This is a genomic window from Mycobacterium sp. 1245805.9 (assembly GCF_001672915.1).
Lineage (GTDB): Bacteria > Actinomycetota > Actinomycetes > Mycobacteriales > Mycobacteriaceae > Mycobacterium.
The window spans coordinates 1-18829 of the sequence record NZ_LZKR01000196.1 but is presented as its reverse complement, the minus strand read 5'-3'; the positions used below and the strand labels follow the sequence as shown (position 1 = coordinate 18829).

Genomic DNA, 18829 nt, shown 5'->3' with positions numbered 1-18829 from the left:
GCATTGGCAGGAACATGTGGTGGGTGAATCCGGCCTGGTAGGCGCCGGCGCCCCCGACGTGCCGCCGCCCGCCGATCCCGCAATTCCCAATCCATAAAGAATTGGATCCGCGCCGGTCTCGTTATCCGAATGGGAATGCATTCCCCGCGAATGTGAACCGATCGCGATAAACGCCCAGTTGTGACGGGAGTCACTTGCGCGCGCATGGGAGGCCGGCCGAAACCGGCGAAAATCCAATAGCAGAAATTCGCCTAGGCGTCAAAGTGGACGTCTAGGCGAATTTTGCTGTAGAACCGCTGGCGCCCGGTAGGCTCGCGGCACGTATCCTGCGGCCATGATCTTCATCGTCGTCAAGTTCGAGACCAAGCCCGAGTGGACCGATCGCTGGCCGGAACTGGTCGGTCCGTTCACTGCGGCCACCCGCGCCGAAGAGGGCAACCTGTGGTTCGAGTGGTCGCGCAGCCTCGACAACCCGGCGGAGTACGTCCTCGTGGAGGCGTTCCGGGACGGCGACGCCGGGGGCGTCCACGTCAACAGCGATCACTTCAAGCGGGCGATGCAGGAGCTGCCGCAGGCGCTGACGTCCACGCCCAAGATCATCAGCCAGACGGTAGAGGCGACGGGCTGGTCCGAGCTGGGGGAAATGACCGTCGATTAGCCGACAGTGACAGTGATTTCGCTGCCCAGCTGATACCCCGGCGCAAGTGGGAGCGCGTCACCGCTCCAGAATGAACCCGGGTCAAACCAATTCGCGTCCTTGTCGGTGACGAGAAGTCCCATCTCCTCGTAGGTGATCGCCACCGTCTCCGCGCAGTACGCCGTCTCCAGGCTGACCTTGCGCTCTTGCCTGCGGCGCTGCGTCTGCTCGCGAACCTTCCTGTCTACCAATGGGATTCCGCGCACCCAGTCGTTGATGGTCGGGAGCCGGCCGCGGAACCACCGGCCGGTCAGGCGGGCGGTGGTGGGAAACGCGGTGCCGTCCATCCGCGCGATCACCCGCAGCAGCCTGTTCTCCTGTTCGCGGGTGGCATACGGCGTCAGCTGACGCAGCCAGCACCGCTGTTGGTAGCGGTCGGTCCACTGCAGCACGGCTTGGCGCAGATCGTTGAGCTGCACGCCGCGGTGGTTGGTGCCGGTCCAGACGTCGACCAGTTTGTCGCCCAGCTCGGCATGCCAGATCAACGGGGGAAGGTCGTCGATGGCCACCGTCATGCCGACGTGGTTCACCGGAGCGTTCGTCAGCGTCTGGATGGCGCGGTCGGGTCGGGAGCGGCCGCGGAACAGCCAGAGGTCGCCGGTCCGGGTCTCGTCTAGCGCCTGATCCAGTGTCAGCATGTAAGTCCGCCCGTCGCTTCGGGTTTCACCATTGCAGTCATTATGGGCCCGCGAGGACTTCGCGGGCGACCTTGCGTGCGCTGACGGCCGCCGGGTAGCCCGCGTAGCCCGTCATGTGATAGATCACCTCTTCGATCTCCTGCAGGCTCAATCCGTTCTGCAACGCGATCCGGAAGTGGATCTTCAGCTCGTCGCTGGCCCGAAGGGCGATCAGCGCGCCGAGGGTGACCAGGCTGCGGGACCGGCGGTCGAGGCCGGGGCGGGTCCACAGCGCGCCGAAGACGTGGTCGAGGCTCAGGTCGCCGAGTTCGTCGGCCAGCCCGCCGTCGCGTAGGCCGGTGGTTCCGTCCGGGATCACGCCGGGCAGCATGCTTTTGAGCGTGTCCAGCCCCTCGGTGCGTGCGTCAGTCATCGCTGTCCGCCTTTCCTTTTCGTGGTTCGCGTGAGATCTGGTAGTCGAGGTAGGCGTCCCAGTCGTCGACGCGGCGGCGCAGCTCGTCGACGACGTGGGCGTGGGTGGGCACGAAGAATCGGTTGCGCAGGATCGCCTCGGCGACCAGTTCGCCGACGGGCGCGGGGTCGAGCAACTCGAACTGCTCGCCGGGGATGCGCAGCGGCGCGCCGCCGCCGAACGTCGGCACGCCGGCGGCGATGTTGGTGAGCACCGGCCCCGGGCACAGTAGGGTCACGCCAATGTTCTTCGGCCGCAGGTAGATTGCCAGCCCCTCGCTGATCTGCACGATTGCGGCCTTGGTCGCGGCGTACGGCAGCCGGTCGTAGGAATAGGTGAAAAGCCCGGCGAAGGAGGCGGTGTTGACCAGATGCCCGCTGCCCTGATCGAGCAGCAGCGGCAGGAACGCGGCATTGCTGCGCACCACCGACATCAGGTTGACGTCGACGATGCGCTGCCACTCGGGGACCGGAATGTCCTCGGGCAGACCGTTGGTCAGCACCCCGACGTTGTTGACCACGATGTCGACCCGCCCGAATCGGCGCAGCGCCTCGTCCCGAATACCTTCGAAAGCAACGGGATCCGAGACGTCAGCGCGGTGCGCCAGCGCTTCGACGCCCCGGTCGGTCAGGCCGCCGGCCAGGGCCTGGCCACGATCGCCGTCGAGGTCGACGGCCACGATCCGCGCGCCGCGGTCGCCGAGCGCGCACGCGATGGCGCGGCCGATGCCGCTGGCCGCTCCGGTGATGACGGCAACCTTGTCGCGAAGGGTGTCCATAGCGGGTAATAGCCTGTCAATTATGCGCAGGGTTTGGAAGTGGATCGGGCTCGCCGGTGTCGCCGGCGTCGTGGCCGGGGGAGTGCTGGTGGCCCGGGACCAACGCAAGCGACGCGCGTACACGCCCGACGAGATCCGCGCGCGGCTGCATGAGCGGCTGGCCGAATCCGACGCGGCGAGCTTTCAGTCCAAGTCGGGGTCGGCCTCGGGTTCGACGGAGAACAACCGGTAGCGGCCCGAAAAGCCCTTCAATTCCACCTCGCGCCCGTCGTCGAATCGGATGCCGTCACAGTCGCGCAGCGCGTCTCGCACCGGTTCGCTCACCAGGATTTCGCCGCCGGCGGCCTGGGCGGCGACCCGTGCCGCCATGGCGACGTTGCGCCCGAACAGGTCGTCGCCGCGGCGCACGGACCGGCCCATGTGGATGCCGATCCGGACCCGAATGTCGTGTTGCCGCTTGCGTTTTCCGTCGTTGTGTAGCGCTTCCTGGACGTCGATGCCGCACCGCACCGCCTCTTCGGCGCGCGAGAAGGCGATCATGTAGCCGTCACCCTGGCTCTTGACCACGTGGCCCGACCGTTGCCGCACGAGTCCGGAAATGAGCTTGTCGTGCGCGCTGATCAGCTTGACCCAGGCGCGGTCGCCGATGCGTTCGTTGAGGGCGGTGGACTCCTCGATGTCGGAGAACAGGATCACCACGCGACCGTCGGGGGTGACCCGGGCCAGGTCGGGCCGTTCGACCTCGGCCCAGTCCGCGAGGTCCTCGATCGAGCTGCGCACGACGGCGCCGAAGCCCTCCTTGCGCATCACGTTGGCGGCGTTCCACACGCGTTTGACGGCCTCGCGGCCGCCCGAAAGCAGCTGAGTGCGGGCGTCGGTCCGCGCCCGCAGTTCCTCGAGCTCCCGGCGGCCGCGGACCAGCAGCACCGAGAGCACGGCGATGGCGCCGGCCTCGATCGCGGCCACCCCGGCGAGGACGTAGACCGCGAGATGCAGCGTGTCACCCACGCTTGGCATCCTGCCAAAGGCCCAGGCGGCTTCCGGTTGTCGGGCCTATCGACACGCTTTAGGGTTGAGCACGGGCCGCCGCGGGTAGCGAATCTCAAGGGAGGTGCGCGTCTTGGCCGACGGTGAGACTGGCTCGTCAAATCTTTTGGTGATCTTCGGCATTACCGGCGATCTGGCCCGCAAGATGACCTACCGCGCGCTGTACCGACTCGAATCGCGTGGCCTGCTGAAGTGCCCGATCCTCGGGGTGGCCAGCGACGACATGCCGCTGGAGAAGCTGATCGAGCGGGCGCGCCACGCGATCGGCGACTCGGGTGAACCCCTCGACGATGCGGTGTTCGACCGGTTCGCGGCCAGGTTGTCCTACGTGCACGGCGACGTCACCGATCCCGCGCTCTACGACGAGCTCGCCAAGCGGATCGGCAGGGACTCCCGCCCGCTGTACTACCTGGAAATGCCGCCGTCGCTGTTCGCGCCGATCGTCGAAAACCTCGCGAAGGTCGATCTGCTGGAGGGCGCGCGCGTCGCGGTGGAGAAGCCGTTCGGCCACGACCTGGCGTCCGCGCGCGACCTGAACGCCCGGCTGCGCGCGGTGCTCGACGAGGACCAAATCCTGCGCGTGGACCACTTTTTGGGCAAACAGCCCGTCGAAGAGCTGCAGTACCTGCGCTTCGCGAACAACGGCCTGGCAAAGGTGTGGGATCGTGACAGCATTTCCGAAATCCACATCACCATGGCCGAGAACTTCGGGATCGAGGACCGCGGAAAGTTCTACGACGCGGTGGGCACCTTGCGCGACGTCGTGCAGAACCACCTGCTGCAGGTCCTCGCCCTGGTCGCGATGGAACCACCGGTCGGCCCCGGTGCCGATGACCTGAACGACAAGAAGGCCGAGGTGTTCCGCGCGATGCCGGCGCTTGATCCGGAGCGTTGTGTGCGCGGCCAGTACCGCGGCTATACCGACGTCGCCGGGGTGGCGCAGGATTCGCAAACCGAGACCTACGTCGCGCTGCGGACCGAGATCGACAACTGGCGCTGGGCCGGGGTGCCGATCTTCCTGCGCGCCGGCAAGGCGTTGCCGGAGCGGGTCACCGAGGTCCGGATGTTCCTGCACCACGTCCCCGGCTTTTCCTTCCTGCCCAACCGCCGGCCCCCCGAGCCCAATCAGATCGTGCTGCGCATCGACCCCGACCCCGGAATGCGCCTGCAGCTGTCCGCGCAAGCCGGAAACTCCTGGCACGACGTCCACCTCGACTCGTCGTTCGCCGAGGACCTCGGCGAAGCGGTGCGCCCCTACGAACGACTCCTCTACGCCGCATTCACCGGCGATCGCCAGCTCTTCGCCCGCGAGGACGCCATCGAAGAGACGTGGCGCATCGTGCAGCCGGTGCTGGACAACCCGGGCCGCATCCACCCCTACGACCCCGGCTCCTGGGGACCCGAGGCGGCGCAGTCGCTGCTGCACGGTCACCACAGCTGGCAGGAACCATGGCTACCCCACCGCACGCAGGCGACAAACTAAGGAGACGGGACAGATGCAGCTAGGGATGATCGGCCTGGGCCGCATGGGCGCGAACATCGTTCGGCGTGTGGCCAACGGCGGCCACGAGTGCGTGGTGTACGACCACAGCCCCGACGCGGTGCAGGCGATGGCTGGCGAGGACAACATCACCGGGGTGTCCTCGCTGGCGGAGCTGGCCGAAAAGATGGCCAAGCCCCGCGTGGTCTGGGTGATGGTGCCGGCCGGGACCATCACCACCGGCGTGATCGACGAACTGGCGAAGACGCTGGACTCCGGGGACATCGTGATCGACGGCGGCAACTCCTACTATCGTGACGACATCCGCCACTCGAAAACGCTGGGCGACAAGGGCATTCGCTTGCTCGACTGCGGTACCAGCGGCGGCGTGTGGGGTCGCGACCGCGGCTACTGCCTGATGATCGGCGGTGACGACGACGCCTTCGAGCACGCCGAGCCGATCTTCGCCACCGTTGCGCCCGGGGTCGACGCGGCGCCGCGCACGCCCGGCCGCGACGGCGAGGTCGCGCAAGCCGAGAAGGGCTACCTGCACTGCGGCCCGTCCGGGGCGGGGCACTTCGTCAAGATGGTGCACAACGGCATCGAGTACGGAATGATGGCCTCGCTCGCCGAGGGCCTGAACATCTTGCGCAACGCCGACATCGGCAAGCAGATACAGGAAGGTGACGCCGAAACCGCGCCGCTGTCCAATCCCGAGTTCTATCAGTACGACTTCGACATCCCGGATGTCGCCGAGGTGTGGCGCCGGGGCAGCGTGATCGGCTCGTGGCTGCTGGACCTGACCGCGATCGCGTTGCACGAATCGCCGGAGCTGAAGGAATTCTCCGGGCGGGTCTCGGACTCGGGGGAGGGCCGGTGGACCGCCATCGCGGCGATCGACGAGGGGGTGCCGTCGCCAGTGTTGACGACCGCCCTGCAGTCCCGCTTCGCCAGCCGTCAGCTCGACGACTTCGCGAACAAGGCGCTATCGGCGATGCGCAAGCAGTTCGGTGGGCATGCGGAGAAGCCGGCGAACTAACTCGCCCGCTCCACGAAGGCGACGACGGCCTCGCTGAACGCGTCGTTGTCGTCGCCGGCCGCGGTGTGCCCCGCGTTCGACAGCTCGACGAACTCGGCGCGGGGCACCTGCGTGAGGAAATGCTGGACGCCCTCAGGGCTGACGACGTCGGACAGCTTCCCGCGGATTAACAGGACGGGAATCGACAGGTTGGTCGCGGCGTGCTCGAATTTCTCGGTGCGCAGCTCGGGGTCGTCCCCGGGCTTGGTCATGAACGCCGGATCCCAGTGCCAGTACCAGCGCCCGTCGCGCAGGCGGAGGTTCTTCTTCAATCCCTCGGGGCTGCGCGGCTTCTCCCGGTAGGGCAGGTAGGCGGCGACGGCGTCGGCGGCCTGCTCCAGCGACTCGAACCCGTCCAGGCCGCTGAACATGAAGTCGCGGATGCGGGCGCTGCCGCCCTTCTCGAATCGGGGCACCACGTCGACCAGCACTAGCTGCGTCACCCTGTCGGGGCCGGCCCGGTCGGCGGCCAGGATGCCGGTCAGCCCGCCCATGCTCGCGCCGATGATCGCCACGGGCCGGCCGATGGCGTCCAGCACGTGCATCACGTCCGCGGTCAGCGTCTCGACGTCGTAGTCGGCGTCCGGTGCGCGATCGCTGTCGCCATGCCCCCGCGAATCCAGCGCCACCACGTGAAACCCGTCGTCGGCCAGGATCTGGCCGGTGTTCTTCCAGGAAAACCGGTTTTGGCCGCCGCCGTGCAACATCAGGATCGTGGGCCGGTCGGCCGGTGCCGCCGCGCCGCGGTTCCATTCGTCGGCGACCAGGGTGATCCCCTGGTGGCCGGAAAACTCGACCGTCTGGAAACTGCTGCTCACGGCGCTCATGGGCGTCCTCTCGGTAGATCGCCCCTCGACGTTACCTAGGTAATCTATTGACCCCGGCGCTGGCCCCCGATGAGTTATCGTCGCCGCCGCGGTCTATCCGTGGGACATACCAACGACGAATGTAAGGAGACGGCTCATGCCATCGATCACGCCCTCGCTGTGGTTCGACAACAACCTGGAAGAGGCGGCGGAGTTCTACACCTCGGTGTTCCCCAACTCGCGGATCGAGGGCCTCAACCGGACCACCGAGGCCGGCCCCGGGGAGCCGGGAACGGTCCTGTCGGGAAGCTTCGTGCTGGACGGCACCCGGTTCATCGGCATCAACGGCGGCCCGCACTTTCACTTCAGCGAGGCGGTGTCCTTCACGATCCACTGCAAGGACCAGGCCGAGGTGGACTACTACTGGGAGCGGTTGACCGACGGCGGGGAGGAATCGCAGTGCGGCTGGTGCAAGGACCGCTTCGGCCTGAGCTGGCAGATCATCCCCGACCGGCTCTACGAATTGATCGGCGACCCGGATCGGACGCGTGCGGCGGCGGCCACCCAGGCGATGTACGGCATGCGCAAGATCATCATCGCCGACCTGGAGCGCGCGGTGGCGGGGGAGCTCGCCCGGTAGGCCGGTCGATTCCGGCGCCCGTCGAGATTGAAAAACATTGCCGCGGTGCGGATCTGGTCAATCTCGGCGGGGGTCGGTGCGTCTCGGCCGCACAGGCGTTAGGTTGGTCGGTGCGGACGCGCCGAACAGGAGTCGAGATGGCTGAGGATGCCCAGGGGGGGCCGGGGTGAGTGAACCGGGCTGGATCGACGTGCCCGGCCCGGCCGGGGACCTGAAGGCGCTGACCTGGGGGCCGCCGGACGCCCCGATCGCGTTGTGCCTACACGGCTTCCCCGACACCGCCTACGGGTGGCGCAACTTCGCCCCGCGGCTGGCCGAGGCGGGGTGGCGCGTCGTCGCACCGTTCATGCGCGGGTACGCGCCGTCGTCGATCCCGACCGACGGCGACTTTCACGTCGGCGCGCTGATGGACGACGCCCTGCGGGTGCGCTCGGCCGCGGGCGGCACCGAGCACGACGTCGTGATCGGCCACGACTGGGGGGCGCTCGCGGCGACCGGCCTCGCGGCGATGCCCGGCAGCCCGTTCGCCAAGGCGGTGATCATGTCGGTGCCGGTCACGGCGGGCTTCCGTCGCCGGGGCGGCGTGGCCGAGCGGGCGCGGCTGATCGGCCACCTACCGCCGCAGCTGCTGCGCAGCTGGTACATCCTCTACTTCCAATTGCCTTGGCTGCCTGAGCGTTCCGCGTCCTGGGTGCTGCCGCTGCTGTGGCGGCGGTGGTCTCCGGGTTATCACGCCGACGAGGACCTGCGTCACGTCGACGCCGCGATCGGCACACCGGAGAGCTGGCGGGCGGCGCTGGGACCGTACCGCGCCACCATCCGCGCGCCGCGGGCACCGGCGAAGTATGCCGAGCTGAACCGGCTGTGGACCGAGGCGCCACTGCTGCCGTGTCTGTACCTGCACGGCCGCGACGACGGTTGCATGACATCGGCTTTCACCCGGTGGACGGAAAAGGCGCTGCCCGCGGGCAGTGAGGCCGCCATCGTCGACCACGCGGGACACTTCCTGCAGCTCGAACAGCCGGACAAGGTCGCCAACCTGGTGCTCACGTTCATCGGGTCGCCCGGCTGAGGCCATGGCGGCGCGGCGGATGGCGGCCGTCGATGCGCAGTTCTACTGGATGTCGGCCAAGATTCCCAACGACGAGTTCCTGCTGTACGCGTTCGACGGCGAACCCGCGGATCTCGGGGGCGCGGTCGAGGCGGTGTGCCGGCGGGCCCGCGAGTGCCCCGGCCTGACGGTTCGGGTCGCCGAGCGCGGCCGGCTTGCCTATCCGCTGTGGGTGCCGGCGGTGGTCGGGCCGGAATCGGTGGTTCGTCATGACCCGGCCGTCGGGGACTGGAGCGAATGCCTGACGGCTGTGGCCGGCCTCGCGGCGGACCAGCTGGATGCCCGCCGGATGCCGTGGCGGCTGCACGTGTTCACCCCGGTGCGGGGCATTCCGGGGGTACGCGCGGCGGGCACCGTCGCGGTCCTGCAGATCGCGCACGCGCTGGCCGACGGCGCGCGCGGCTCGGCGATGGCGGCGTGGCTGTTCGGCCGGGACGCGCCGGTGCCCCGGGTGGCTCGTCCGTCGGCGGGGTTTTTGCCCCGGCGGGCCTTCGACGCTGCGTGCGCCCATCGCCGGCTGGTTCGCGACATCGACGCCGCGGTGCTGGCGCCGCCGCTCGGGCCGCGCCCGCTGCAGGCCACCAACGCCCGCCCGGGCGCCGCGCGATCGGTGCGCACGCTGGTGCGGCACCGCTCGCAATTGCGCGGCCCCACGGTCACCGTCGCGGCGCTGGCGGCGGTGTCCACGGCGCTGTCCGCGCTGCTCGGCGAGGGTACGGAGTCGCTGGGTGCCGAGGTGCCGATGGCCAAACCCGGTGTGGCGCAGGCTTATAACCACTTCGGCAACGTCGTGGTGGGGCTCTATCCGACGCTGGGTGTCGATGCCCGGGTCGAGCGGATCGCCGCCGATCTGGCCAATGGCCGGCGCCGCTTCGAACATCCGGCGACCCGCGCCGCCGACCGGGCGTTCGCCGCGGTGCCTGCGGCGCTGCTGCGGTGGGGCGTCGCGCAGTTCGACGCCGACATCCGCCCGACCCAGGTCGCCGGCAACACCGTGCTGTCCAGCGTCAACCGCGGCGCGGCCGACCTGAGCTTCGGCGGCGCCCGGGTGGCGCTGACGGCCGGGTACCCGGCACTGTCGCCGGCGATGGGCCTGACTCACGGGGTGCACGGCATCGGCGACACCGTGGCCATCAGCGTGCATGCGGCGGAGTCGGCCATCCCCGACATCGACGAGTACGTCCGCTTGCTGGACGCCGTGCTGTGATGGCCGGGCCGTGCGAGAACGCGCGATCATGAGCCCACGCACCATTGATCGCGATCTTGATGCCGGGCTCCTATCGGGTTCTGGAACCGCTACCCGCTACGTTTGCACCTATGAATGTGTATGACGTCGGGTTACTGCTCCTGCGGCTGGTGCTGGGACTGACGCTCGCCGCGCACGGCTTCAACAAGTTTTTCGGCGGCGGCCGGATTCCGGGAACGGCCCGGTGGTTCGAGAGCATCGGCATGAAGCCGGGCAAGTTCCACGCCGCCGTGGCCGCCACCACCGAGGTGTCCGCCGGGCTGGGCCTGGCGGCGGGGCTGCTCACGCCGATCCCCGCCGCGGGCTTCGTCTCGCTGATGCTGGTCGCGGCGTGGACCGTGCACCGGGCCAACGGCTTCTTCATCGTCAAGGAGGGCTGGGAGTACAACCTGGTGCTGGCGGTCAGCGCCGTCGCGGTGGCCACGCTGGGCGCCGGTCGGCTCAGCCTGGACTGGGTGATCTTCGGCAAGAACTGGTTCGACGGCTGGCCCGGCCTGGTGATCTCGGCCGGGCTCGGCCTGGCCGGTGCCGTCGGGCAGTTGGTGATCTTCTACCGGCCGCCGGTCAAGCAGGCGGGATAGCCGCCTCCGGCGCCGCGAGCCGAACGCCACTGCGAAAATCGGACCGATTTTTCGCAGCCACGTTCGGCTCGTGAGCGTCGCCTGGCTAGGGCGTCCCGTTCATCCCGTTCTGGCCGACCAGGACCCCGGCGTCGCCGCCCCCGCCGGGCGTGCCGGGCGGGGTGCCCGGGTTGCCGCCATTGCCGCCGTTGCCGCCGTCGCCGATCGTCACGGCGTTGCCGCCGTTGCCGCCGGCGCCGCCCGCGCCGCCGTGACCGGACCCGCCGGCGCCGCCGTCACCGCCGTTGCCGATCAGCCCGCCCTTGCCGCCCGCCCCGCCTGCGCCGCCGGGGGTTAGCGGGCTGGCGCCGGCGAGTCCGCCGCCGCCGCCGGCGCCGCCGGAGCCGGTGAGCACGCCGGCGTTGCCGCCGGAGCCGCCGGCCCCACCCCGGGAATCGCCGGCGCCGCCCGCACCGCCGGCCCCGCCGTCGCCGAAGAGCATGCCGCCGTTGCCGCCGGCGCCGCCAGCCCCGGCGGTGAAGTCGCTGCTCCCGCCGGCGCCGCCGGCCCCGCCGGTGGCGCCCATGCTCAGCGCGCCGGCATTGCCGCCGCGCCCGCCGGCGCCGGCGGCGGTTTGTCCGACTCCGCCGGCGCCGCCGGCCCCGCCGCCGCCGAACAGCCCGCCGTTGCCGCCGTTCCCGCCGCCGCCGCTGCTGCCGCCGAGGCTGCTGTATCCGCCGGCGCCGCCGGCCCCGCCGTCGCCGGACAACATGCCGCCCGCGCCGCCGCCCCCGCCGGCGCCGCTGGTGAGGCCGAAGCCGCCGTCGCCGCCGAGACCGCCGCGGGCGAACAGCCCGCCGGTGCCGCCCGCCCCGCCGGCGCCGCCCCTACCGGTGGCTGCTACGCCGGGCGTGAAGGATGCGGCGCCGGCGCCCCCGTCCCCGGCCGCGCCGGCGAACAAGCCGGCGTTGCCGCCAGCCCCGCCCGCGCCGCCGTTGGCAGCGGCGGGTGCCCGTCCGCCGGCCCCGCCGGTGCCGCCGGAGCCAAATAGCCCGCCGTCGCCGCCGGCGCCGCCGGCCCCGCCGTTGCCGGTCGCCGACGCGCCGCCGGTGCCGCCCGCGCCGCCGGAGCCGAACAGTCCGCCGCCGGCCCCGCCGTGGCCGCCGGCCGCGCCGGCAGTCCCCGAGCCGCCGGTTCCGCCGTTGCCGAACAGCAGCCCGCCGGCTCCGCCGGCGGCTCCCGTGCCGGGAGCCCCGTTGGCGCCGTTGCCGATCAGCGGGTGGCCGGTAGCCGCTTGGAAGGGCGCGTTGATCGCGTTGAGCGTCTGCTGCTGCAGGGCGTGCAGCGGGCCCGAAGCGGAAGCGGCGGGCGCATTGAAGCCGTCCAGGCCCAGCAGCTGACCGCCGATGCCGCCGGTGCCCGTCGCGCCGCGCACCTGGCCGAGGCCGCCGTTGCCGCCGTTGCCGCCGTCGCCGATCAGCATGCCGTTGCCACCGGCTCCGCCCGCGCCACCGACGCTGCTGGTGGCGCCCTGGGCCGTGCCCCCGTTACCGCCGTTTCCGCCGTCGCCGATGAGGGCGGACCTGCCCCCGGCGCCCCCGAGCCGCCGGTGCCGCCGATGCCGCCGGCCCCGCCGAATCCGCCCAGCAACCCGCCGACGCCGCCGGTGCCGCCGGCTCCGCCGACCGCGCCGGCGCCACCGGTCCCGCCGGCTCCGCCTACGCCACCGCTACCGAACAGGCCCGCGGGCCCTCCGGCACCGCCGGGGCCGCCGGCCACGCCTGTCCCGTTGCCGGCCACCCCTGACCCGCCGTTGCCGCCGTTGCCCCACAGGATGCCGCCCGCGCCACCGGCCTGCCCGGTGCCGGGCGCGCCGTCGGCGCCGTTACCGATCAAGGGCCGGCCCAGCAGCGCCTCGGTGGGCGCGTTGATCACGCCCAACACGTCCTGCTCCAGGGTCTGCAACGGCGACGCGTTGGCGGCCTCGGCGAGGGCGTAGGCACCCCCGGTCCCGGTCAGGGTTTGCACGAACTGCCGATGGAACGACGCCGCCTGCGCGCTCAACGCTTGAAAGGCCTGACCGTGGCCGCTGAACAGCGCCGCGATCGCCGCCGAGACCTCGTCGGCTCCCGCCGCCAGCACCCCGGTCGTCGCGCCGGCGGCCGCCGCGTGGGCCTCAGTCAGCGCAGACCCGATACTCTCCAAATCCATTGCCGCAGAGGTCAATACCTCCGGCACCGCAACCACAAACGACATGTCTTCCCTCCGCCCACGCAGCCGTATTCGGCGCGCCCGGGCGGCGTCACGGCGACGGCAAGCCGCAGGAGCGCTCGCCGTCGAGTGTGCGGAGTCGGGCGCCCCCGGGATATCGGGAAAATTCCCTATTTTTGGGTATTGACGGCGGTCAGACCGTCCGCTGGGCTCCCGCGGCCGCCAGCGTCTCGAACTCCTCGTCGGTCAAGGTGATCTCGGCGGCGGCGACGTTCTCCTCCAGGTGCGCGACGCTGGACGTGCCCGGGATGGGCAGCATCACCGGCGAGCGCTTCAGCAGCCAGGCCAGCGCCAGCTGCGACGGGCTCGCGTCATGCTCGGCGGCGATGCGCTGCAGCGGCCCGTCGGGCGCGGCCAACGGCCCGGCGGCCAGCGGGAACCACGGGATGAACCCGATGCCCTGGCTGGTCGCGGCGTCCAGCAGCGGCTCGGCGCCGCGGGAGGCCAGGTTGTACATGTTCTGCACCGACACGATCTCGGTGATCTGCTGGGCGGCGGTGAGTTGGTCGACGTTGATCTCGGACAGGCCGATGTGGCGGATCTTGCCCTCGTTCTTCAACGTGAGCAGCTCGCCCACCTGGTCGGCCAGCGGGAAGTTGGGGTCGATGCGGTGCAGCTGGAACAGGTCGATGGTCTCGACGCCGAGGCGCCGCAGGCTCATCTCGCATTCCTGGCGCAGGTAGCTCGGGTTGCCCAGCGGCACCCAGACGTCGGGACCGGTGCGCAGCAGGCCCGCCTTGGTGGCGATCACCATGCCGTCGTAGGGATGCAGCGCGTCGTGGATGATCTCCTCGGAAACGTACGGCCCGTAGGAGTCCGCGGTGTCGATGAAGTTCACCCCGAGCTCGACGGCGCGCCGCAAGACCCGCACGCACTCGTCGCGATCGGCGGGCGGGCCCCACACGCCCTTGCCGGTCAGGCGCATTGCGCCGAATCCGAGGCGGTTGACGGTCAGCTCGCCGCCGATGGCGAAGGTTCCGGATGCTTGGGCAACAGTCTGAGCGGTCACGTCTACGACCGTACGCTGAACACGTGGACCTACAAACGCTCGAGGAGCTTCCGCTCACCTACAAGGAGATAGGCGCGACGGCGAACGGCGAGCTGCCCGCCGGCTACGACCACCAGCACAACGAGCGTCAAATCGGCACCGGCCGAACGCGTTTCGAGCAGGCCGGCGACGCGGTCATGCGCTGGGGCATGCAACGCGGATCCGGCCTGCGCGTGCAGGCCAGCTCTGAGGTCGCCGAGGTCGACACGGTCTTAGTGGTGCGGCTCGGCTTTCTGCCCGCGCCGTGCCGGGTCGTCTACGTCGTCGACGAGCCCGACATCCGCGGGTTCGCCTACGGCACGCTGCCGGGCCACCCGGAGTCGGGCGAGGAGCGCTTCGTCGTGCGCCGCGACCCGGCCACCGACGCGGTGTATGCGGAGGTGTCGGCGTTCTCCCGGCCCGCCGCCTGGTGGAGCAAGGCCGGCGGGCCGGTCGTCAGGGCGGCCCAGCGCGTCATCGCCAAGCGCTACCTGCGCGCGGTGTAGCCGATGCTGCCGTTATGCACGCCCTGCGCCAGCCGGGCCAGCGCCACGGCGCCCACCAGCAGACCGAAGTCGCGCAGCGCGATGTCGTAGAACCCGGGCACGGTGAGCAGGTTGATGATGATCCCGGCAAGCCAGGCCGCCACCACCCAGGCGCCGAACCGCGGCGCCACTGCCACCAAAACACCGGCGACGATCTCGATCACGCCCACGACGTACATGAGTTGGTCGGCGGTTCCCGGGACGACGCCGTCGATCCAGCCGGCCAGGTACATGCTCCAGTGATGCGGATGGGTCAGCACGTTGAAGAACTTGTCCAGCCCCATCACGATCGGCGCGATCGTGAAGACCGTGCGAAGCGCGAGGTAGGCCGAGTAGGCCGGGTCCCGCAGCTGGTCGGCGAGGGCGGGGCTGGCGGAGTCATGTGTGGTACTCATGGTTGCCTCCATTACTAACGGATAATAATTTGTACGTTAGATTCGTTACACTGTAGCGTCAAGCATTTTGTCTGTTAGAGGCGAAGGGCGGATGGACGACGGGAACGCGCTGCAGCGGGACGCGGCCGGCATCGGCGCGCTCGCCGATCCGGTGCGCCGCCGCCTCTACGAATTCGTGTGCTCCCAGCCGGCGCCGGTGAGCCGCGACCAGGCGGCCGACGCCGTCGGCGTGCCGCGCCACCAGGCCAAATTCCACTTGGATCGGTTAACCGCCGAGGGCCTGCTGGAAACCGGCTATGCGCGATTGACGGGCCGCTCGGGGCCCGGCGCGGGGCGGACGTCCAAGCTGTATCGCCGGGCGCCCCGCGACATCGCGGTCAGCCTCCCCCAGCGCGAGTACGAGCTGGCCGGTCGCCTGATGGTCACCGCGATCGCGCGGTCGGACGCCACCGGTGAACCCGTCGTCGAAGCGCTGAACCGGGTCGCCCGCGACTACGGCCGGACGATCGCCGCGACCGAGCGCCCGCCAAATGACGCCTCGGCGGCGATGGATCTGGCGCTCCGGGTGCTGCGCAGGTACGGCTACGAACCCCGGCCGGCCGACGGCGAGGTGGAGCTGGCCAATTGCCCGTTCCACGCGCTGGCGCAGGAGCAGACGGAGCTGGCCTGCAACATGAACCACGCGCTGATCACCGGCGTGGCCGACGCGCTGGCGCCGCACGGCCCCGACGCCCGGCTGTGCCCCGGGCCGGATCGGTGTTGCGTGGTGCTCAGGGCCGCGGCGCCCATGCGGTGAGCAAACGCTCCGCACCCGCGCACATCTGCTCCATGACCTCCCCCACCGACGCGTCGTCGCGGATCATCCCGACGCCCTCGCCGGCATCGACGGGCGCGACGCGGCGATCGTCGGCGGCGACGGCCGCGGCCAGTTCGTCGCATGCCGACACATCGAGCGCGTCCTCGTGGCCCGTCCAGCGCGCGACGAAGTCGTTGGCCAACACGCGCGACGGGAACTTCGCCGGCCAGGGCAGCCCCCTGGCGACGTCGAAGGCCCGGGTGACGGCGGTGTCGGTGGCCCGGGCGGCGATCAGCGCGCGGCGGCTGCCGTCACCGGTGAGCGCCTCCGGGCAGGCCGCCAGCCGGGTGCCCACCCACGCCCCGCTCGCCCCGGCGGCCAGCACCGCGGCCAGGCTCCGCGCCGAGGCGATGCCACCGCCCGCGAGGACGGGCACCGCTGCGCCGTCCAAGGCGTCCAACACGTCGTCGAGCAACGGCAGCGTCGCGAGCTTGACCTCGCCGTGCCCGCCACCCTCGGACCCCCGCGCGACCAGGATGTCGCCGCCGGCGGCGACGGCCTGGCGGGCGCCCAAACCGTCGTAAACCTGTGTGACGGTGGGGATTCCGGCGTCGTGCGCCTTCGCGACCCACGACCAGTCGGTGCCGAAACTGACCGACAGCAGCGCGGGCCCGGCGGCCAGCGCATCCTCGAGCAGCCCCGGCTGGGTCCGAATCACCCAGTCCACCAAGCCGATTCCGAATCTCCCCCGCACGTGCGGCAACTGGGCTTGCAGCGAGTCCCTGCTGCCGTCGCTGCCCATGCCGACCATGCCCAGCCCGCCGGCCGCGGTGACGGCGGCGGCGAGCCGGCCACCGGCGACCCCACCCATCGGGGCGTTGACGATCGGCACCTGCAGCCCGAAACTGCTTGACCAGGGCGTGGATAGCATCGGAGCTAGTGCGCCCCGGGCTGGCTCTTGAGCACGGTCAGCATGACCACCGAATCCTCTACGGCGTGCAGGGCGTGCCGCTCCGCCGGGATCGCGACGTAGTCGCCCGTCTTGCCGTCCCAGGCGTCGCCGCCGGTAGTCAGGCGGACGTGACCCTGCAACACCTGCAGCGTCGCCTCGCCGGGGCTGTCGTGTTCCGACAGGTCGTGCCCGGCGAGCAGCGCGAGCACGGTCTGCCGAAGCTCGTGGGTGTGGCCACCGTGGATGGTGTGCGCGGCGCGTCCGCTGTGTGATTGCCCCGCCTCGGCCAGCTTTTCGGAGGCCAGGCCGGTCAACGAGATGGATTCCATAGTCGTCCCCTTCCGTCGTGCAAGCCCGCGATCAGACGGTCAATAGCAGTATCCCCGCCACCAGCAAGGCCACCGCTTTGACCGCCTCCAGGCCAACGTAGCCATAGTGGGCGTGGGACCGCGGACCCTCCGATCCGGCGAGCACCGCATCCGAGCGGCGGGTCAGCGCCGGGCGCACCGCGATCAACTGGATCGCGAGCGCGCCGACGGCGACGGCGAACGCAACGGTGATTCGCGCGGGCGTCGGCCCCGACGCCACGATCGCGACGATGACGAGGGCGAAGGCGACCTCGACGGTGTTGAGCGCGCGAAAGACCAGGCGCCCGATGCCGAGGCCGATCGGCAACGTCACGTCGGGCGCGCGGAACTTCAGCGGGGCTTCGAGGAACGAGATTGCCAGCACCATGCCGAGCCAGACGAAGGTGACCGCGACGGCGACCGCCGATCCGGTGCTCACCGGGCTGAACCGGCCGGTGCGATGTGGGCGAGGCACAGGTCCGGTTCGACGAACGCGTCGAGGCGATCGACCGAAACCGGCGCGCCCCACGCCTCGAGGGCGCCCTGCATCAGCCCGAGGTGGATGGGGCACACGACAGCACCGCGGGTTTCGGCCAGTTCCAGGAACGGGCAGTGCCGCAGGCCGACCAGTTTCTCGCCGCCGGACGTCCGACGCTCCGGCGCGAACCCGAGGTCGTCGAGCACCCCGACCAGCCGATCGACCGCCTGGTCGGCGCCCCGAGCCTTCGGCGCCTTGGCGCGTGATTCCAGGTTGCGCCCCCACGCCCTGCCCGCGGCCACCGCCTTGGCGCGCGGATTCCGGTCGCCGGCCAGCGCCTCGGTCAGGACTTCGGCGAGCATGCGGTAGTGGCGGGTCCCGCCGCGATCCATCTGCCGCACCGCCTGGAACATCAGCGGCGGGCGCCCGGGGCCCCTGCGGTCGTGCTCGACCTGCTCCACCTGGCTGGCCGCGAGCAGGCTATCGAGGTGGAAGCGCACGGTATTCGGGTGCACGCCAAGCTGTTCGGCGATCGCAAGGATGCTCAGCGGGTCGGGCGACGACCGCAATAGCGCCAGCACCTCGCGGCGGCGGCGACCGGTGTTTTCTCCGACTGACGTAATGCCGCTCACGCTCCTTGGGTCTCGTCGGCCAGGGACTGGGCGGCGACCACCAGTGTGTCGACACCGAGGGCCCCATTATCGACCAGGTGGGATGCCAGCCGCGCGGTGAGGTCGCAGGTGAACCGCCGGGCGGCGAAAACTTCTGGGCCAGGCGCGCGCTTCCTGCCCAGGCGGATCGCGTCACGTACCCAGAACCTCCAAAACGGCTGGCGGACCGATTTTTTCAGCGCTCGGCGTCATCAGCGGCCGCTCGACCAGGGCCTGCCCTCGTCGCCGGCTCGGGACTTTGGACCCTATCCGCAATCGGCGCGTGACGAAATAATGACTTCGTCTGACGTAACTTGGCTGCGGCGGTTGCGGCTGAAAAAAGGAGACTGACGGTTATGGGTGATAGCCCACCGTTGTTATTGTCCGATTCCGACGTTGACGCTCTCGCGGGTGAATTCTTGCGCTCGCGCTACCTGGGCCCGATTTATGCCGACTGGTCGCCCGACCGGCGCCTCGACACATTCCTGCGGCGGCGCGGTCTGCCCCGCGTGGCCGACGACGGCGATCTCGCGAGGACGGTGCTGGATCGCATCATGGCCCGCGTGAGCGGCGGGGGGCGCGGCTGACCGCTCCGCGCGCCACGGACGTGATGCCGTCGACGTGACGCGCCACTGGGAATATCTGCCTGCTAACGCAGATTATCTATGGCATAAGAAACAGGTATCTCCAACGAGATGAGGGGAGGTCATAACCATGCTGATGTTCGACCCGTTCCTGCGTGACTTCGATCGCTTGACTGAGCAGCTGCTGGGGACCACGACCGGAACCCCCGCCCGCCCGGCGGCGATGCCAATGGACGCGTGGCGCGACGGCGA

23 protein-coding genes and 1 pseudogene are annotated in these 18829 nt (G+C 70.4%); 11 read left to right on the top strand and 13 right to left on the bottom strand.

Going from position 1 to position 18829, the window contains the following annotated elements:
* The first annotated feature begins 334 nt into the window (after positions 1–334).
* Positions 335–658 carry a putative quinol monooxygenase gene (locus A9X00_RS25375; protein WP_067159846.1) on the top strand — a complete coding sequence of 108 codons (324 nt, stop codon included), beginning with the start codon at positions 335–337 and terminating at the stop codon, positions 656–658.
* Here A9X00_RS25375 and A9X00_RS25370 read toward each other — a convergent pair.
* From A9X00_RS25370 to A9X00_RS25360, 3 genes are read right to left on the bottom strand one after another with little or no spacing between them, the layout of a single operon-like run.
* Complete coding sequence (locus A9X00_RS25370) at positions 655–1335, bottom strand: guanylate cyclase (protein ID WP_067159842.1); 681 nt, start codon at positions 1333–1335, stop codon at positions 655–657. The genes A9X00_RS25375 and A9X00_RS25370 overlap by 4 nt on opposite strands.
* A 40-nt stretch (positions 1336–1375) precedes the next feature.
* Positions 1376–1747: a carboxymuconolactone decarboxylase family protein gene (locus tag A9X00_RS25365; protein WP_067159839.1), complete on the bottom strand. Its 372-nt coding sequence runs from the start codon at positions 1745–1747 to the stop codon at positions 1376–1378.
* Complete coding sequence (locus A9X00_RS25360; RefSeq protein ID WP_067159836.1) at positions 1740–2564, bottom strand: SDR family oxidoreductase; 825 nt, start codon at positions 2562–2564, stop codon at positions 1740–1742. The genes A9X00_RS25365 and A9X00_RS25360 overlap by 8 nt, the downstream gene beginning before the upstream one ends.
* Before the next feature lie 22 nt (positions 2565–2586).
* Here A9X00_RS25360 and A9X00_RS25355 point away from each other — a divergent pair, with 22 nt between their 5' ends.
* Positions 2587–2796, top strand: a complete 210-nt coding sequence (locus A9X00_RS25355) for a hypothetical protein (RefSeq protein WP_067159833.1) — start codon at positions 2587–2589, stop codon at positions 2794–2796.
* Here the strand turns inward: A9X00_RS25355 and A9X00_RS25350 are convergent.
* Positions 2748–3581, bottom strand: a complete 834-nt coding sequence (locus A9X00_RS25350) for an adenylate/guanylate cyclase domain-containing protein (RefSeq protein WP_067159831.1) — start codon at positions 3579–3581, stop codon at positions 2748–2750. The genes A9X00_RS25355 and A9X00_RS25350 overlap by 49 nt on opposite strands.
* 103 nt (positions 3582–3684) lie before the next feature.
* On the opposite strand from A9X00_RS25350, the gene A9X00_RS25345 reads away from it, so the two are divergent.
* Positions 3685–5094 (top strand): glucose-6-phosphate dehydrogenase, encoded by a 1410-nt coding sequence (locus A9X00_RS25345; protein WP_067159852.1) that lies wholly within the window; start codon positions 3685–3687, stop codon positions 5092–5094.
* 13 nt (positions 5095–5107) lie between these two features.
* Positions 5108–6130 carry a phosphogluconate dehydrogenase (NAD(+)-dependent, decarboxylating) gene (gene gnd / locus A9X00_RS25340; protein WP_067159828.1) on the top strand — a complete coding sequence of 341 codons (1023 nt, stop codon included), beginning with the start codon at positions 5108–5110 and terminating at the stop codon, positions 6128–6130.
* Here gnd and A9X00_RS25335 read toward each other — a convergent pair.
* A complete protein-coding gene (locus tag A9X00_RS25335) occupies positions 6127–6996 on the bottom strand; it encodes an alpha/beta fold hydrolase (RefSeq protein ID WP_067159825.1) in 870 nt (289 codons plus the stop codon). The two genes, gnd and A9X00_RS25335, sit on opposite strands and share 4 nt — an antisense overlap.
* Positions 6997–7132: 136 nt before the next feature.
* Between A9X00_RS25335 and A9X00_RS25330 the strand changes: the two genes are divergently transcribed.
* The 4 genes from A9X00_RS25330 (at position 7133) to A9X00_RS25315 (ending at position 10553) form a co-directional block, all read left to right on the top strand.
* Entirely contained in the window at positions 7133–7615 is a 483-nt protein-coding gene (locus A9X00_RS25330) for a VOC family protein (RefSeq protein ID WP_067159823.1), read from the top strand.
* Positions 7616–7781: 166 nt separating this feature from the next.
* Positions 7782–8687, top strand: coding sequence for an alpha/beta fold hydrolase (locus A9X00_RS25325; protein WP_067159820.1), 906 nt, complete (start codon positions 7782–7784; stop codon positions 8685–8687).
* A 4-nt stretch (positions 8688–8691) separates the two neighbouring features.
* Positions 8692–9933, top strand: coding sequence for a WS/DGAT domain-containing protein (locus tag A9X00_RS25320; RefSeq protein ID WP_067159818.1), 1242 nt, complete (start codon positions 8692–8694; stop codon positions 9931–9933).
* A 110-nt stretch (positions 9934–10043) separates the two neighbouring features.
* Positions 10044–10553 carry a DoxX family protein gene (locus tag A9X00_RS25315; protein ID WP_067159815.1) on the top strand — a complete coding sequence of 170 codons (510 nt, stop codon included), beginning with the start codon at positions 10044–10046 and terminating at the stop codon, positions 10551–10553.
* Between the two features lie 1048 nt (positions 10554–11601).
* Here A9X00_RS25315 and A9X00_RS32870 read toward each other — a convergent pair.
* The 3 genes and pseudogenes from A9X00_RS32870 to A9X00_RS25305 form a co-directional block, all read right to left on the bottom strand.
* Positions 11602–11904, bottom strand: a pseudogene (locus tag A9X00_RS32870) (PGRS repeat-containing protein); the annotation flags it as partial.
* 104 nt (positions 11905–12008) lie between these two features.
* Positions 12009–12788: a PE family protein gene (locus tag A9X00_RS32865; protein WP_197515266.1), complete on the bottom strand. Its 780-nt coding sequence runs from the start codon at positions 12786–12788 to the stop codon at positions 12009–12011.
* A gap of 148 nt (positions 12789–12936) precedes the next feature.
* On the bottom strand, positions 12937–13812 hold the full coding sequence (locus tag A9X00_RS25305) for an aldo/keto reductase (protein WP_067159812.1): 876 nt from the start codon (positions 13810–13812) through the stop codon (positions 12937–12939).
* A gap of 23 nt (positions 13813–13835) precedes the next feature.
* On the opposite strand from A9X00_RS25305, the gene A9X00_RS25300 reads away from it, so the two are divergent.
* A complete protein-coding gene (locus tag A9X00_RS25300) occupies positions 13836–14336 on the top strand; it encodes a DUF1990 family protein (RefSeq protein ID WP_067159809.1) in 501 nt (166 codons plus the stop codon).
* Here the strand turns inward: A9X00_RS25300 and A9X00_RS25295 are convergent.
* Positions 14318–14770 carry a DoxX family membrane protein gene (locus A9X00_RS25295; protein ID WP_067159849.1) on the bottom strand — a complete coding sequence of 151 codons (453 nt, stop codon included), beginning with the start codon at positions 14768–14770 and terminating at the stop codon, positions 14318–14320. The two genes, A9X00_RS25300 and A9X00_RS25295, sit on opposite strands and share 19 nt — an antisense overlap.
* A gap of 91 nt (positions 14771–14861) precedes the next feature.
* Between A9X00_RS25295 and A9X00_RS25290 the strand changes: the two genes are divergently transcribed.
* Complete coding sequence (locus tag A9X00_RS25290) at positions 14862–15566, top strand: metalloregulator ArsR/SmtB family transcription factor (protein WP_067159806.1); 705 nt, start codon at positions 14862–14864, stop codon at positions 15564–15566.
* Here the strand turns inward: A9X00_RS25290 and A9X00_RS25285 are convergent.
* Genes A9X00_RS25285 through A9X00_RS25270 form a run of 4 tightly spaced genes read right to left on the bottom strand, consistent with a single transcriptional unit; the run spans position 15541 to position 17975 of the window.
* Entirely contained in the window at positions 15541–16497 is a 957-nt protein-coding gene (locus A9X00_RS25285) for a nitronate monooxygenase family protein (protein ID WP_067159803.1), read from the bottom strand. The two genes, A9X00_RS25290 and A9X00_RS25285, sit on opposite strands and share 26 nt — an antisense overlap.
* Before the next feature lie 5 nt (positions 16498–16502).
* Complete coding sequence (locus A9X00_RS25280; protein WP_067159800.1) at positions 16503–16847, bottom strand: cupin domain-containing protein; 345 nt, start codon at positions 16845–16847, stop codon at positions 16503–16505.
* Positions 16848–16878: 31 nt separating this feature from the next.
* Positions 16879–17304: a hypothetical protein gene (locus A9X00_RS25275; protein ID WP_067159797.1), complete on the bottom strand. Its 426-nt coding sequence runs from the start codon at positions 17302–17304 to the stop codon at positions 16879–16881.
* The gene (locus A9X00_RS25270; protein ID WP_067159794.1) at positions 17301–17975 is read right to left on the bottom strand and encodes a metalloregulator ArsR/SmtB family transcription factor; all 675 of its coding nucleotides are present in this window, start codon (positions 17973–17975) and stop codon (positions 17301–17303) included. Before A9X00_RS25270 ends, A9X00_RS25275 begins: the two co-directional genes overlap by 4 nt.
* 374 nt (positions 17976–18349) lie before the next feature.
* On the opposite strand from A9X00_RS25270, the gene A9X00_RS25265 reads away from it, so the two are divergent.
* The gene (locus A9X00_RS25265; protein ID WP_067159791.1) at positions 18350–18580 is read left to right on the top strand and encodes a hypothetical protein; all 231 of its coding nucleotides are present in this window, start codon (positions 18350–18352) and stop codon (positions 18578–18580) included.
* Positions 18581–18829 lie beyond the last annotated feature (249 nt).